Annotated in this window: 8 protein-coding genes; all 8 read left to right on the forward strand. The window is 68.6% G+C overall.

Features of this window, described 5'->3' with window-relative positions; genetic code table 11:
* The first annotated feature begins 68 nt into the window (after positions 1–68).
* Genes ASD47_RS01250 through ASD47_RS01285 form a run of 8 tightly spaced genes read left to right on the forward strand, consistent with a single transcriptional unit; the run spans position 69 to position 16,371 of the window.
* Positions 69–2,222, forward strand: a complete 2,154-nt coding sequence (locus tag ASD47_RS01250) for a glycoside hydrolase family 2 protein (protein WP_082564397.1) — start codon at positions 69–71, stop codon at positions 2,220–2,222.
* Positions 2,222–3,871, forward strand: coding sequence for an alpha-L-fucosidase (locus ASD47_RS01255; protein WP_082564398.1), 1,650 nt, complete (start codon positions 2,222–2,224; stop codon positions 3,869–3,871). Before ASD47_RS01250 ends, ASD47_RS01255 begins: the two co-directional genes overlap by 1 nt.
* Before the next feature lie 29 nt (positions 3,872–3,900).
* Positions 3,901–4,974, forward strand: a complete 1,074-nt coding sequence (locus ASD47_RS01260) for a glycosyl hydrolase family 18 protein (protein WP_056750441.1) — start codon at positions 3,901–3,903, stop codon at positions 4,972–4,974.
* Between the two features lie 9 nt (positions 4,975–4,983).
* Positions 4,984–7,296 (forward strand): beta-N-acetylhexosaminidase, encoded by a 2,313-nt coding sequence (locus tag ASD47_RS01265; RefSeq protein ID WP_056750446.1) that lies wholly within the window; start codon positions 4,984–4,986, stop codon positions 7,294–7,296.
* Positions 7,297–7,322: 26 nt separating this feature from the next.
* A complete protein-coding gene (locus ASD47_RS01270; protein ID WP_056750449.1) occupies positions 7,323–9,962 on the forward strand; it encodes a glycoside hydrolase family 2 protein in 2,640 nt (879 codons plus the stop codon).
* A gap of 9 nt (positions 9,963–9,971) precedes the next feature.
* On the forward strand, positions 9,972–12,599 hold the full coding sequence (locus ASD47_RS01275) for a glycoside hydrolase family 3 C-terminal domain-containing protein (protein ID WP_056750452.1): 2,628 nt from the start codon (positions 9,972–9,974) through the stop codon (positions 12,597–12,599).
* Entirely contained in the window at positions 12,596–14,047 is a 1,452-nt protein-coding gene (locus ASD47_RS01280; protein WP_056750455.1) for a glycoside hydrolase family 125 protein, read from the forward strand. The genes ASD47_RS01275 and ASD47_RS01280 overlap by 4 nt, the downstream gene beginning before the upstream one ends.
* Positions 14,044–16,371, forward strand: a complete 2,328-nt coding sequence (locus ASD47_RS01285) for a GH92 family glycosyl hydrolase (RefSeq protein WP_235525711.1) — start codon at positions 14,044–14,046, stop codon at positions 16,369–16,371. The genes ASD47_RS01280 and ASD47_RS01285 overlap by 4 nt, the downstream gene beginning before the upstream one ends.
* Positions 16,372–16,399: the final 28 nt, after the last annotated feature.

Below are 16,399 nucleotides of genomic sequence, written 5' to 3' on the forward strand. Positions count from 1 at the left end.
GCGAGTGCATGCTTTCGAAGACTCAGTCTTCGGTGTCGGCTTTCAAGCCGAAACGATAGGGAGTGGGGATGAGGACGATTGGCAATTTTCTACGCCTGCTGATCCTCGCCTTGGCTTTGGGCGGCCATGCCACCGCCGCTACGCGGCTCGATCTCGACGGCGCCTGGCGCTTTCGCACTGACTCGAAAGGAGAGGGGCTCTCCGCCGGCTGGACCGCCGGGCCGCCCGAGGGCGCACGGGCGGTTACCGTGCCCCACACCTGGAACCTGGGCCAGGACCAGGCCTTTGATGGTGTCGGCTGGTATTTCAAAACCTTCGTCCTGCCCGAAGGCCTGACGGACCGGCACGTCGAGCTCAATTTCGGCGGAACCTTCTATAAGAGCCGGATCTTCGTGAACGGCGTCGAAGCCGGCGCCCACGAAGGCGGCTTCACAGCTTATCATCTGGATGTCAGCAAGCTGGTCCGGCCCGGCGAGAACAGGATCGCCGTGGCCATCGACAATCGGCCGAGCCTAGCCACCATCCCGGGTTACGCCATGCGGCTCCAAGCCTCGGGCAACGTCTGGTACGACTGGTGGCGCAACGGCGGTATCCTGCGCGACGTCTGGCTGAGCGTGGCTGACGGAGGATTGATCCGTCAACAGACGATCACCCAGCAGCTGTCCGCTGACCGTGCGACGGCGGTCACTCGGGTGCGGGTCGAGAACGTCGATGCGGAGACACGCGCCTATCGCCTGACCGCCGCGATCGAGGATCCGGACGGCCGCGTCGTGGGCCGCGCCGAACAGACGCTGCGGGTAGCGGCGAGCGGTGCGGCCGAGCCGTCGCTGAGCTTCACGGTCGAGCGACCTCAGCTGTGGAACGTCGGCGCGGCCAAGCTCTATCGCCTGTCGGTGCAGTTGCGCGACGAGGATGGGCGGCTGCTGGACGAACGGACGGATACGATCGGCTTCCGCAAGATCGAGATCAAGGACCGCAAACTGTACGTGAACGGCCGGGCCGTGCGCCTGACCGGCGTGACCCGCCACCAGGACTCCCCATGGGAGGGGCAGGCCGAGAGTGCGGGCACGATCCGCCAGGACTGGAACGACCTCGCGGCGCTGCACGTCACCCTGACCCGGCCGGTGCACTATCCGCAGCCGCAGGCCGTGCTAGAGGAGGCCGACCGCCAGGGCGTGCTGCTGGTCCCGGAAATCCCGATCTGGCAGATGAACGAGGCCCAACTGGCCGATCCGCGCCTGCTGCCGCTGGCCAAGCGCCAGATGGATGAGATGATTGCCGAGGCTGGCAACCATCCCAGCGTCCTGGCCTGGAGCGTGATGAACGAGAGCGACGCCTCCAAGCCTGGCGGCCTGGCGTTCTTCCGGGCCATGAAGGCGCACATCAACGCGCTGGATCCCGGCCGCTTCGTGACCTTCGCGGACTCAGACGTGTCGATCGCGCCCTGGAAGCCGGCCCAGGCGCTGCGCGAGGCCGACTTCATCATGGCCAACGCCTATTTCGGCACCTGGAGCGGCGGGGCCGGCTCGGTGGAGCCATGGCTGGACTTCTTCGACAAGGCCTATCCCGACAAGATGTTGATCATCTCGGAGTTCGGCTGGCCGGGCCCGTTCTCGGCCGATCCGAAGACGGCCGACGCGGCGCGTGTCGAGAACCTGCGGGGCCAGATGGCGGCGTTCGAGAAGCGGTCTTTCGTGGGCGGCGCGATCTTCTGGACCTACCAGGACTACCACTCCAACCGGAACCTCTATGCCGGGTCGGTCGATGGCTATGTGGACCACGGCGTCGTCGACGAGTATCGGCAGCGCAAGCCGTCCTACGCGGCCTGGGAACACCGCAACCGCGCGCTCGATGTGTCGGTGTCCTGGACGGTGGGCGAGGGCGGTCTCAAGGGCTTCACCGCCAAGGTTGCGCCGAGCGCGGCCGGGACCCTGCCGTCCTATCCGTTGATCGGCCAGCGGGTTCGCTGGAAGGCCCTGGACCAGAACGGCGCGGTGGTCGGAGAAAGTCCGCCGACGGATATTGATCTCGGGGCTCCGGCGATCGTGACGGGCGCCTGGGACAAGCCGGTGGACGGCGTCGTCCGTCTCACCCTTGATGTCCTGACCTTGACCGGCGTCCGCTCGGGCGGGGAGACGGCCGAATATCGACCCTTCAAGCTGGGCTCGGCGCCGTTCCCGCCCGATCCCGCGCAGCTTTCCAGCAATCCGGCGGTGCATTGATGTCCAAGACCGATCCGAACAGCCTCGACCGTCGCGCCTTTCTGGCGGTCGCCGCGGCCGGTGCGACAGCCGTCGTCGCCAAGCCGGCTCTCGCGGCCGAGCCGACAGTCTCGCCCACCGCGCCGACGGCCAAGACCTTGAGTCCGGAGAAGATCGACCAGGCTTGGCGGCGGGCGGCGACCAAGTTCGATGCGCCGCGCGCCGCGGTGCTCAAACGAGCCCGCGCGACGGCGGCGACCGGCCCGTTCCGCCCTGACTGGCCATCATTGAAAGCCTATGAGCCGCCGCTCTGGTACCAGGACGCCAAGTTCGGGATCTTTATTCACTGGGGCGTCTATTCGGTGCCGGCCTTTGGCGGCGAGTGGTACTCGCGCCTGATGTACCAGGAGGGCTCGAAGGAATACGAGCACCACCGGGCCATCTACGGACCGCAAGACCGCTTCGGCTACAAGGACTTCATCCCCCAGTTCACCGCCAAGGCCTACGACCCGGCCGGTTGGGCGAGCCTGTTCAAGCAGGCGGGCGCCCGCTACGTGGTGCCGGTAGCCGAGCACCACGACGGCTATGCGATGTACGACAGCCGGCTGTCGGACTGGACCGCCGTCAAGACCGGTCCCAAGCGGGACCTGATTGGCGCCTTCGCCAAGGCCGCCCGGGCCGAGGGGCTGCATTTCGGCCTCTCCAGCCATCGGGCTGAGCACGACTGGTTCTTCGACGAAGGCCGCAAGATCCCGTCCGACGTCAACGACCCCCGCTACCTGGAGCTCTACGGCCCCGCCCAGCTGCGCCTGTCGGGGAAGGACGACGCCGACCTCTATGGTGACTTCACCGCCGTCTCCCAGGCCTGGGTGGACGACTGGCTGGCGCGGACGGCCGAGCTGGTCGAGCTCTACGATCCCGAACTGATCTATTTCGACTGGTGGATCGGCAAGGCCGAGTTCCGCGCCGCCCTGCCGGCCATGCTGGCCCAGTACTACAACACCAAGGCCGCCAAGGGCCTGCAGGCCGTGGTCAATTACAAGCTCGGCTCGATGCCGGTCGGGGCCGGGGTGCTGGACATCGAGCGCGGCCAGGCGCCGGGCATCCAGGCCTCGGCGTGGCAGACCTGCACCTCGATCAGCGACAAGGCCTGGGGCTTCATCGAGAACGACACCTACAAGAGCGCCGGCCAGTTGATCCACCTGCTGGTCGACGTGGTCTCGAAGAACGGCAACCTGCTGCTCAATGTCGGCCCGCACGCGGACGGAAGCATTCCGCCGGCGGCCCGCGACACCCTGCTGGCCATGGGCCAGTGGCTGGCCCTGAACGGCGAAGCGATCTACGGCTCGCGGCCTTGGCGGGTGTTCGGCGAAGGGCCGACAGAGATCGCCGACGGCTCCTTCCAGGAAACCAAGACCAAGCCCTATACGGCCAAGGACTTCCGGTTCACCACCCGGGACGGGCGGCTCTACGCCCTGCAGCTGAGCGCGCCGGAAGGCGACCAGGCCCTGATCGCCTCGATCAAGCCGGCGGACCAGGTTCGCTCCGTCACTGCGCTCAGCACTGGCCGGCCCGTCGCCTTCAGCCAGACGGCCGAGGGCCTGCGGCTGGCGGTCAGCGGACAGCCCGCCGGCCACGCCGCCTACGTCTACCGCATCGAACTCGCCTAATCGAACTTCGCCTGAGTGAAAGGGCCGTCATGCGCCGCATCCTGACCCGCGTACTTCTCGCCGCCGCCTTGGGGACCGCTTTTGCCGGCGCCGCCCAGGCCCAGGGCAAGGCCACCCAGCCCGTGGCGCTGTTCTATTTGATGGAAACGCCCAAATCGACGCGCTCCTTCGAGCAGCATATCGACAAGATCGGCCTGCTGGTGCCGACCTGGTACGGGGTGTCCAAGGACGGCCTGGTCACTGGAGCCCCCAATCCGGGGATCCTGGCCAAGGCCAAGGCCGCGCGCCTGCCGGTGATGCCGATCATCTCGTTGACCGACCGCGCCGGCCTGCACCAGCTGATGCAGAACGAGGCGGCCAAGAAGGCGATGATTAAGGCCCTGGTTCGCGAGGCCAAGGCCAACGGCTATGTCGGCTTCCACTTCGACTTCGAGAACATTAGCTATCTGGACCGTGACGCCTTCACCCTGATGGCCAAGCAGACCGCCGAGGCCCTGCACGCCGCCGGCTTCACGATGGGCGTGGCCGTCGTGCCCAACGCCCCCGGCCATCCGGGCAAGGGCGCCTATTCCAAGTGGATGTGGGAATACTGGCGCGGCGCCTATGACATCGAGGCCCTGGGCAAGATCGCCGACGAGGTCAGCCTGATGACCTATGACCAGCACACGCGCTGGACCCCGCCGGGTCCTGTCGGCGGCATGCCCTGGGTGATGGAAAACCTCGACTACGCCCTGAAGGTGGTCCCGCGCGAGAAGATCTCGCTGGGTATCCCGCTCTACGGCTACCGCTGGTTCGCCGACAATCCGGTGCGCCCTGACGGGACCGAAGCCGTCAACATCAGCGGCGTCTATTTCGACGCCGACGAGTCCATGCCGATGGCGCGGGAATACGGCGTCAAGGTGCAGTGGGACGAGGTCCAGAAGGAGAGCTGGTACGTGCTCTACCGCGACCAGATGAACGAGTGGGTGTCGATGCCGGACGCCCGCAGCTTCAAGGCCCGCTACGAGGTGGTCAAGCAACAGGGCCTGGCCGGGTTCAGCGCCTGGGTGCTGGGGTCCGAGGATCCCGCCGTCTGGGACGCCCTTCCCGTGGTCAAGCGCTAAGGATTGCCGATGCGACCCGCTCACCATTTCGCGGCCGCCAGTCTGGCGGCTCTCTCCCTGGCCCTGGCCGCCGGTTCGGCCTTGGCCGCCTCGCCGGCGCCGATCATTCCGGTTCCGGCCGAGCTGACGCCCGGCCACGGTGCGCTCGCCGTCCGCTCTGGGGCCGTGATCTCGGTCCCGGCCGGCGACGCCGCCGCCCTGTCTGCCGCGCGGCTGCTGGCCGGCCAGGTCAAGCAGACGCGGGGCCTGGACCTCGTCGCGCAAGAGGGCGGGGCCGGGATCATCGTCCTGATCCGGGATCCGTCGGTGAGTGCGGCCGAAGGCTACGTGCTGACCGTGACGCCTAAGGGGGCGCGCATCGCCGCCAAGGACGACGCCGGCCTGTTGTACGGCGCCATGACCCTGGCCCAGCTGCTCAGCCCCGACGCGGCGTTCGGTCGCCCGGTCAAGGTTCCGGCCCTGACCGTTCGCGACCAACCGCGCTTCGCCTGGCGCGGGATCATGGTCGACGTGGCCCGCCACTTCCAGCCGGCCGAGTCGCTGAAGCCGCTGATCGATGCCATGGCGGCGCACAAGATGAACGTGCTGCATCTGCACCTGTCCGACGACCAGGGCTGGCGGGTCGAGATCAAGCGCTATCCCAAGCTGACGGAAATCGGCGCCTGGCGCACACCGCCGACGGCGGGCGAGGCCCCCTCGGCCCAGCCCTATGGCGGCTTCTACACCCAGGACCAGATCCGCGACCTGGTGGCCTATGCGCGAGAACGGTCGGTGACCATCGTGCCGGAAATCGACCTGCCGGGCCACGCCCAGGCCGCGGTCGCCGCCTATCCCGAGATCGGGGTCTTCGGCGACCGCCCGCCCGTCAGCGTCGACTGGGGCGTGAACCCCTACCTGTTCGACGTCGACCAGCCCAGCCTGACCTTCATCGAAGGCGTGCTGGACGAGCTGATGGACCTGTTCCCCTCGACCTACATCCACGTGGGCGGCGACGAGGCGATCAAGGACCAGTGGCAAAGTTCGCCCGCCGTCCAGGCCCGCATGCGCGAACTGGGCCTGAAGAACGAGCACGAGATGCAGAGCTGGTTCATCGAGCATCTGGGCCAATACCTGGCGTCACATGGCCGGCGGCTGATCGGCTGGGACGAAATCCTCGAGGGCGGCCTGCCGACCTCGGCCTCGGTGATGTCGTGGCGGGGCGAGCAGGGGGCGATCGACGCCGCCAATGCGGGTCACGACGTGGTGCTGTCGCCGGCCCCGACACTGTACCTGGACAGCTTGCAGAGCAACCGCGCCGACGAGCCGCCCGGCCGGCTGTCGATCGTGACCCTGAAGGACGTCTACGCCTACGAGCCGATGCCCAAGGGCATCGCCCCCGACAAGGCCGGCCACGTGCTGGGCGCTCAGGCCAACGCCTGGACGGAATACCTGGTGACGCCGTCGCAGGTGCGTCACGCGATCTTCCCGCGCCTGGACGCGGTTTCGGAGATCACATGGTCGCCCAAGGATCGGCGCGACTGGTCGGGCTTCCTGAATCGCCTGGACATCCAGCGCCTGCGCTACGCCCGCCAGGGAATCAACGCGGCCGTCGGCGCCTTCGCGATCAATTTCGCCTTGGACGGTGGTCGCGGCGCGGCGCTACGCTCGGGACAGGCCACCCTGGCCCTGTCGACCCAGACCGGCTTCGGCCAGATCCGCTACACGCTGGACGGCAAGACGCCGACGGGGCGTTCGGCGCTGTACGGCAAGCCGCTCAAGGTTCCGGTGGGGACCACGGTTCGCGCGGCCGCGTTCGCCGCCGACGGTCGCCCGACCGCCGAGCCGCAGTCTTTCGACCTTGGCCGGAACGCGCTGCTGACCCGGAGCAATACCGAACTGACGGCCTGTCCGAAGGGGGCGCTGGGCCTGCGCGTGCCGCTGACCTCGGAAGCCCAGGCCGACGCGCCGGCCTTCAACGTCAACCTGTTCGACACCTGCGCGATGTACCCGGCCGCGCCGCTCGACCTGGCCGGCGGGTTCGAGGTCAAGGTCGCGCGCGTGCCCCGTCACTACGGCCTGGCGGCGGACACCGACAAGGTCCGCTGGCACTACAACGCCACGCGGTTCGGCGAACTGGTCGTGCGCGCGGGCGGCTGTGAGGGGACGGTGGTCGCGACCTTCCCGCTGCCCGATCCGGCCACGGCCGACAACCGGTTGAAGTTCCAGGGCGCCTTGCCGTCGGGCACGGGCGATTCCGACCTTTGCCTGTTGTTCACCGCGCCGCTGTCTGGCCCTTTCTACGCGGTCGAGGCCCTGGCCCTGACGCCCCGCTCTTCCAACTGATCAAGTCCCCAAGGCGAGACCAGACCATGCTTCGATCCGCGCTGCTTTCCGCCTTCGCCCTAGCGGCCATGGGTTCCACCGCCCTGGCCGGACCCGTCGAAACCCGAAGCCTGGACCAGGGCTGGAGCTTCCGGCTTGATCCGGCCGACGCCGCGGCCAAGACCCACGCAGCCGAGGCGGCGCAGTGGCGGCCGGCGACGGTGCCCGGCACGGTGCAGACCGACCTGCTGGCCGCCGGCCGCATCCCCGATCCGTTCGCGGGAACCAACGAGGCGCAGCTGCAGTGGATTGGCTTGGCCGACTGGCAGTACCAGCGGACGCTGGACGCAGACCCGGCCCTGCTGGACCGCGATCACGTCGATCTGGTGTTCGACGGCCTCGACACCTTCGCGGAAGTCTTCGTCAACGGCGTCAAGCTGCTGTCGGCCGACAACCAGCACCGCCGTTGGCGTGTGCCCGTCAAGGCGGTGCTGAAGCCCGGCGCCAACGTGATCTCGATCACCTTCAAGTCACCGATCAAGAAGCTGCAGCCTGACCTGCTCAAGCAGCCCTATGTGCTGCCCGGCGCTTATGACTCTGCGTTCGGTGACGAGCCGCCGGCCAAGCACACCTCCACCTATGTCCGCAAATCGCCCTATCACTACGGCTGGGACTGGGGGCCGCGCTACGTCACCGAAGGCATCTGGCGCGAGGTGCGGCTGGAGGCCTGGGACGAGGCGCGCATTGATGGCTTCCGCATCCGCCAGGACCAGGTCGCCGCCGACCACGCCCGCCTTTCGGCCGAGTTCGAGATCGAGGCCGACGGAACGCGCACGATCGAACTGGCGGTCACGCCTACCGCGCCCGACGGCGCGGCGCTGCCCGTTGTCCGCCAGACCGTAACCCTGGCGCCCGGTCTGAACCGCGTTTCCGTGCCCGTGCCGATCGCCGCGCCCAAGCTGTGGTGGCCCGCAGGCTACGGCGCTCAGAACCTCTACCGCTTCAGCGCCTCCGTCGCCCTGGACGGCGCGGTGGTAGCCAAGGCCGAGCGCCGCTCGGGCCTGCGCACGGTCGAGCTGCGCCGCGAGACCGACGCCTGGGGCAAGAGCATGGGCTTCGTCGTCAACGGCGTGCCGGTGTTCGCCAAGGGCGCCAACCTGATCCCGTTCGACAGCTTCTCGCCGCGAGTCACCGACGAAAAGATGCGTCAGATCCTGACCTCGGCTCGCGACGCCAACATGAACATGCTGCGCATGTGGGGCGGCGGCCACTATCAGAGCGACGCCTTCTACGCGATGGCCGATGAATTGGGCTTGATGATCTGGCAGGACTTCATGTTCGGCGGCGCCATCCCGCCCTATGATGTGGCGTTCCGCGAGAACACCCGGATCGAGGCTGTCGAGCAGGTCAAGCGCCTGGGCGACCATCCGAGCATCGTGCTGTGGAGCGGCAACAACGAGGTGCAGACCGGCTGGGAGAACTGGAGCGACCGGGTCGCCTTCAAGACCTCGATCCCGCCCGAAGAGCGCGAGCGCATCGTCGTCGGCATGACCACCTTGTTCGGCCAGGTGCTGCGCGGCGCGGTCGCCGAGAACGATCCCGACACGCCCTACTGGGCCGGGTCGCCCAGCACGGACTATGACGGGGCTTCCGACCTGCTGACCGATGGCGATCGCCACTACTGGAGCGTCTGGGGCGGCTCACTGCCGGTCGAGGAGTATCTCCACGTCACGCCGCGCTTCATGTCTGAATACGGCCTGCAGTCGCAGCCGGAAATGCGGACGCTCAGGACGGTCGCCGGGTCTAAGGACTTGTCGGTCAATTCCACCGTCATGCGCGCCCACCAGAAATACGCCAAAGGCGAGGGCAACGAGCGGATCCTGTTCTACATCCGCCGCAACTACGGCGAGCCGAAGACCTTCGAGGACTTCGTCTATCTCAGCCAGGTGATGCAGGCCGAAGGTATCGAGCTGGCGGCCTTGCACCACCGATCCTCGCGGCCGCAGACCATGGGGTCGCTGTACTGGCAGCTCAACGACGTCTGGCCGGGCGCCTCTTGGTCCAGCGTGGACTATTATGGCCGCTGGAAGGCGCTGCAGTACCATGCCCGCCGGTTCTACGCCCCAGTCGCGCTCGCGGCCGTGCACGACAAGGGCGCGACGACGATCACCCTGCTGTCCGACCGCACGACCGCCGCGACGGTCCGCTGGCGGATGCGGGTGATGGATGTCGACGGCAAGGTCCTGTCGGACAGCACGTCTGACGCCGAGCTCAAGCCGCTGGCGGCTACCCAGGTCGCCGACTTGCCGGACGCGACTCTTTTCGAGGGCGCCGATCCGGCCCGGACCTTCGCCGTGGTCGAGTTGATTGAGAACGGCCGGACGATCTCGCGCGGCATAGTCACACAGGTTCCGGCCAAGGCCATGGCCCTGCCGGACCCGCGCCTGGGGGCGACCTGGTCGAAGACGGCGGACGGCTATGCCGTGACCGTCAAGGCCGCCAAGCTGGCGCGGGCGGTCTGGTTGGGCTTCGGCGACCTCGACGCCACCTTGTCGGACAACGCCTTCGACCTGCCCCCGGGCGAGGCTGTCACCGTCCAGGTGACGTCCAAGGCCTCGCTGGCCCAATTGAAGCGGGCCCTGACCCTGCGCAGCCTCTATGGCGCCACTAAGCCTGTGACGCCCTAGGAGCGCATAATGGTTCGACCCCACGCCCTAACGGCCTTGCTGCTGCTGTTCGCCACTGCCGCCCCCCTGGCCAAAACCTGGGCCGCCGAGACCCCGGCGGACCTGGTCTCGCGCCTGAGCCTCGAGGAGAAGGCGGCCCAGTTGCAAAGCGCCGCGCCGCCGATCCCGCGCCTGGGGATCCGCGGCTACGAGTGGTGGAACGAGGGCCTGCATGGCCTGGCCCGCAACGGTCCGGCCACGGTCTTCCCTCAGGCCATCGGCCTGGCCGCGACCTGGGACGAGGGCCTGATGGGCCGGGTCGGCGAGGCGGTGTCGACCGAGGCGCGGGCCAAGTTCAACGCCGTCGGTGACCGCGACCCGGGCCGCTACGAGGGCCTGACGATCTGGTCGCCGAACATCAACATCTATCGCGATCCGCGCTGGGGGCGAGGGCAAGAGACCTATGGCGAGGACCCACACCTGACCGGGACCCTTGCCGCCGCCTTCGTGCGCGGGATCCAGGGGCCTGATCCGCAGCACCCCCGCGCCATCGCCACGCCCAAGCACTTCGCGGTCCATTCGGGACCCGAGGCCGGCCGCCATGGCTTCGATGTCGATGTCTCGCCGCAGGACCTGGAGGCCACCTACCTGCCGGCCTTCCGCCAGGCGGTGGTCGAGGGCGGGGCGCGCTCGGTGATGTGCGCCTACAACGCCATCCACGGCTTTCCGGCCTGCGCCTCGCCGCTGCTACTGGACGAGACCCTGCGCCGCGACTGGGGCTTCAAGGGCTTTGTCGTCTCCGACTGCGACGCAGTCGACGACATGACTCAGTTCCATTATTTCCGCCTCGACAACGCCGCGTCGTCGGCTGCGGCTCTGGTGGCCGGCGACGACCTGAACTGCGGCAACGCCTACGCCCAGTTGCCGGCGGCGGTCCGCCGGGGGGACCTCGACGAGGCGATGCTCGACCGCGCCGTCGTCCGGCTGTTCGAGGGCCGCGCGGCGTTGGGCGCGCTGTTCGCGCCTGATCCAGCCAACCCCTACGCCAGGATCGGGGCTGACGCCGTGAACAGTCCCGCCCATCGCGCCTTGGCGCTGGAGGCGGCGCGCAAGTCGATCGTGCTGCTGAAGAACGATCGGAAACGCCTGCCGTTGGCCGTGACGACCAAGATCGCGGTGATCGGGCCGGACGCCGACGCCCTGGAGGTGCTGGAAGCCAACTATCACGGCACGGCCGTCGACCCGGTGACGCCGCTGCGGGGTCTGCGCGCCCAGTGGGGCGAGGGGAACATCCGCTATGCCCAAGGCTCGACCGTGGCCGAGGGCGTGCCCGTCGCCGTGCCGGAAACCGCGCTGCGCACCGGCGTCGGCTCGGACGCGGTCCAGGGTCTGATCGGCGCCTATTTCGACGATCCCGCGCTGAGCGGCGCACCGCGCGTGACCCGCACCGACCGGGTCGTCAATTTCGACTGGGATCGCGCCGCGCCGGCGCCGGGCCTGGATCCCGCCCGCTACGGCGTGCGCTGGACCGGCGCGCTGGTCCCGCCGGGGCCCGGCCAGTACGCTCTGGTGGTCGGCGTCGCCCGCTGTTTCGACTGCAAGGGCCACGATCCCGTCCGGCTGTGGGTCGACGACAAGCTGGTGGTTGACGACGATGGTTCGGGCAAGGCGCTCGAGGCCGTGCTGAACTTCGCCGACACGCGTCCGCGCCGCATCCGCCTGGAACTGTCGCACACGGGCGAGGACCAGGGCGTGCGCTTGCAATGGCGCGCACCCGCCGCGCCGCAACTGGCCGAGGCTGTCAAGGCCGCGAGCCAGGCCGACGTGGTGGTTGCGGTCGTCGGCCTGTCGCCCGACGTGGAAGGCGAGGCCTTGCAGGTCACCGTGCCGGGTTTCGACGGCGGGGACCGCACCGACATCGCGCTGCCCGCACCGCAACGGCGCCTGCTGGAAGCTCTGGCCGCCACCGGCAAACCCCTGGTCGTGGTGCTGACCTCCGGCGGGGCGGTCGAGCTTGACTGGGCCAAGGCTCATGCCGACGCGATCCTGGCGGCTTGGTATCCGGGCGAGTCCGGCGGCGTCGCCATCGCCGAGACCCTCGCGGGCCTCAACAATCCGGCCGGCCGGCTGCCGGTGACCTTCTACAAATCGGCCCGCGACCTGCCGCCGCTGGTCGAGTACGCGATGAAGGGGCGGACCTATCGCTATTTCGAGGGCGAACCGACCTATCCGTTCGGCTATGGCCTCAGCTACACCCGCTTCGACTACGGCGCTCCCAGCGTGTCATCGGCAGCTCCGAAGGCCGGCGAGAACCTGATCGTCGAGACCGAGGTGGCCAATGTCGGCGGTCGGGCGGGGGACGAGGTGGTCCAGGCCTATCTGATCCCGCCCAAGCCCGCGGACTATCGCGGGCGGCAGGCCGATCGGCTGCTGTTGCGCACCCTGGTCGGGTTCGATCGGGTGACTCTGAAGCCCGGCGAGCGGCGCAAGGTCCGCTTCACGCTGTCGCCCCGCGACCTTTCTCAGGTCGCCCGCAACGGCGCGCGCGCAGTGGTCCCCGGTCAGTACACGCTGTTCGTGGGCGGCGGGCAGCCGGGCGAAGGGCCTGGTCACGAGGTGACGTTCACGATCGAAGGCCAGCAGGAGCTTCCGCGATGAGTCTCAGTCTCTCCCGTCGCCAGACCCTGCTGGCCGGCGCGGCCGCGGCCCTGGCCGCCACGCCGGCGAAGGCAGCCCCGTTCATCTCGCACCGGCCTCCGGTCGAGGCTCGGCGCTTCGCCAGTCCAGCGGTCGAGGCCCTTATCAAGCGCGTGAAGGCCAAGGTCGCCGACCCCGAGCTGGCCTGGCTGTTCGAGAACTGTTTCCCCAACACCCTGGACACCACGGTCTTCCTCGGCGAAGCCGGCGGCAAGCCGGACGCTTTCGTGATCACCGGCGACATCGACTGCATGTGGCTGCGTGATTCCTCGGCCCAGGTCTGGCCCTACCTGCCGCTGGCCGCCAAGGCGCCCGAGTTGCGGACCCTGTTCCGGGGCGTGATCGGCCGGCAGGCCCGCTGCATCCTGATCGACCCCTACGCCAACGCCTATATGCACGACCCGACGGCGCGGACGAACCTGAAGTGGTCGCAGCAGGACGTCACCGAGATGCGACCCGGCGTCGGCGAACGAAAATGGGAGGTCGACAGCCTCTGCTATCCGATCCGCCTGGCGCACGGCTACTGGCGCGCGACCCGTGACCCGGCGCCATTCGACACCGAGTGGCGCAGGGCCATGGCCGTGGTGGTGCGCACCTTCCGCGAGCAGCAACGCAAGACCGGCCCCGGTCCCTACAGCTTCCAGCGACCCAGCACCCTGGCGACCGAGACCCTGATGCTGGAAGGCAAGGGCGCGCCGACCCGCAAGGTCGGGCTGATCCATTCGATGTTCCGGCCGTCCGACGACGCCTGCGTCTATCCGTTCCTGATCCCGTCCAACCTGTTCGCCGCCGCCAGCTTGCGGCAACTGGCGGAACTGGCGACGGAGGTGCTCAACGACACCGCCTTCGCCGCGGACTGCGTCGCCTTCGCCGACGAGGTGACAGCGGCGCTGCAGGCCCACGGCCTGACGCGCGACGCCGATGGCCAGCCGGTCTGGGCGTTCGAGGTCGACGGGTTTGGCAATGCCGCCTTCATGGACGACGCCAACGCACCTGGCCTGCTGAGCCTGGCCTATCTGGGCTGCGTTCCGCACGACGACCCGGTGTTCCGCCGCACCGCCCGCTTGGCATGGAGCGAGCGTAACCCCTACTTCTTCAAGGGGGCGGCGGCGGAGGGGATCGGAGGTCCCCACGCGGGTCTGAACCTGATCTGGCCGATGTCGATCATCATGCGGGCGCTGAACGCCCTGGCCGACGGCGACGACGCCACGGTCCTGGCCTCGTTGCGGACCCTGAAGGCCACCCACGCCGGCACGGGCTTCATGCACGAGGCCTTCCACAAGGACGACCCGACCAAGTTCACCCGTGACTGGTTCGCCTGGGCCAACACCCTGTTCGGCGAGCTGATCGTCGAGATCGCCGACCGCCGGCCCGCCCTGCTGGCCCGCCCCCTGGACCCGACCGCATGACCCAAGTTCCCACCCTCGATCGTCGCGCCCTGATGGCCGGAGCCGGGCTCGCCGGGCTCGCCGCGGCCGCGCCCGCCCGTTCGGCGCCGCGCAAGTCGCTGTGCGACTTCGTCGACCCGTTCATCGGCACTGGCGGTCACGGCCACACCTATCCGGGCGCGGCCCTGCCGTTCGGCATGGTGCAACTGAGCCCGGACACCAGCAACAACGGCTGGGATTCCTGCTCGGGCTATCACCAGCAGGACGGCTCGATCATGGGCTTCTCGCACACCCACCTCAGCGGAACGGGCTGCGCCGACCTGCTAGACGTGCTGGTGGTCCCCGCCACCGGCCCGGTGCTGCTGACGCCTGGCGAGCCCGGCAAGCCCGACGACGGCTATCGCTCGCGATACGACCGCGCCAGCGAGCATGCCTCGCCGGGCTACTACAAGGTTCGCCTGACCGACACGCGGATCGACGCCGAACTGACCGTCACCGAGCGGGTGGGCCTGCACCGCTACACCTTTCCCAAGGGCGAGCCCGGGCACCTGCTGATCGACCTGCAGCATGGCCAGAAAGACTGGTGGGAGAAGTCGCCCGAGACCCGGATCAAGAACGCCAGTCTGCGCCTGGTCGGCGACGACACGCTGGTCGGGGCCCGCCAAGTGTTCCAGTGGGCGCCCGGGCGCTGGATCTATTTCGCCCTGAAGCTGTCTCGGCCGTTCAAGGACGCCCAGCTCTACGCCGCTGACCAGCCGCTGGCTGCCGACGCGCGCGAGGCCAAGGGCGAGAACCTCAAATGCGTGCTGCGCTATCCCGACGCCGGCAGAACGCCGCTGCTCGTCAAGGTCGGCCTGTCCGGCGTCGACATTGAAGGCGCGTTGGCCAATCTCCAGGCCGAGGTTCCCGGCTGGGACTTCGACGGCGTGCGGCGCTCCGCACGCGCGACCTGGGAGAAGGCGCTGTCCTCGATCCGCATCGACGACGCGCCCGAGACCGACGCGAAGATCTTCTACACCGGCCTCTATCACAGCCTGCTGGCGCCGACCCTGTTCAGCGACGTGGACGGCCGTTATCGCGGCATGGACCAGAAGGACCACAAGGTCCCGGCCGGCCGCCGCAACTACAGCACCTATTCCCTGTGGGACACCTATAGGACGCTGCATCCACTGCTGACCCTGGCCCAGCCGGATCGGGCCGCCGATGTGGTCGCCGGTCTCGTGCCGATGGCCGAGGAAAGTCCCAAGGGACCGTCGGTCTGGCCGCTGCAGGGGATCGAGACCGGCACCATGAACGGTTGGCACGCAGCCGTCGTGCTGGCCGAGGCGCAGGGCAAAGGGCTGGGCGGCCTGGATGCGGCCCGCACCTGGAAGGCGTTCCGCAAACGCGCCTTCGACGACGATGTACTGGGCCTGGACTGGTACAAGCGCCTGGGCTTCATTCCGGTCGACGAGGTCATGGAAGGCGCCAGCCGCACTCTGGAATACGCCTATGACGACTGGGCCATGGCGCATCTCGCCGCCGCGGCCGGGGCCCACAACGACGCCAAGGCCCTGCTGGAGCGCTCACGCAACTACCGTAACCAGTTCGACGCCTCGACCCAGTTCATGCGGCCGCGCAACGCCGACGGCTCCTGGGTGACGCCGTTCGAGCCGCGCGCCATCGGCCACATGGAGAAGTGGCGCGACTTCACCGAGGCAAACGCCTGGCAAGCGACGTTCCTGACCCAGCACGACCTTTACGCCTACATGGAGCTGTTCGGCGGCGAGAAGGGGTTGGAGGCCAAGCTCGACGCGCTGTTCACCGCCAGCTCGGAGATGCCGCCGGGCTCGCCGCCCGACATCGCCGGCCTGGTCGGCCAGTACGCGCACGGTAACGAGCCCTGCCACCACGTGGCTTACCTCTACGCCTATTGCGGCGCCCACCATAAGACCCAGGCCCAGGTCCGGATGCTGCTCAAGAGCCAGTACCAGGCCAAGCCAGACGGTCTGTCGGGCAACGAGGACTGCGGCCAGATGAGCGCCTGGTACGTGATGAGCGCCCTGGGCCTCTATCCGGTCGACCCGGTGATGGGCGCCTATGTGTTCGGTTCACCGCTGTTCCCGCGGGCCGAGATCGCGGTGGGGCAGGGGCGGAAGCTGGTGATCGAGGCCAAGGGCGTCGCGCCGGACCGCTTCTACATCCAGTCCGTGACCTGGAACGGCGCGGCGCACGACCGCTGCTGGATCGGCCACGACGAACTGGCCAAGGGCGGGCGGCTGGTGTTCCAGATGGGCGAGCGGCCGAACCCGGCGTTCGGCGCGGCGCGGTCGTCTCGTCCGCCCTCGACGCCGAAGTTCGCGTGAAGCCGCGCCGCCTCGCGTTGGGATTGGC

This window comes from Caulobacter sp. Root1472 (genome assembly GCF_001426985.1).
GTDB lineage: Bacteria > Pseudomonadota > Alphaproteobacteria > Caulobacterales > Caulobacteraceae > Caulobacter > Caulobacter rhizosphaerae.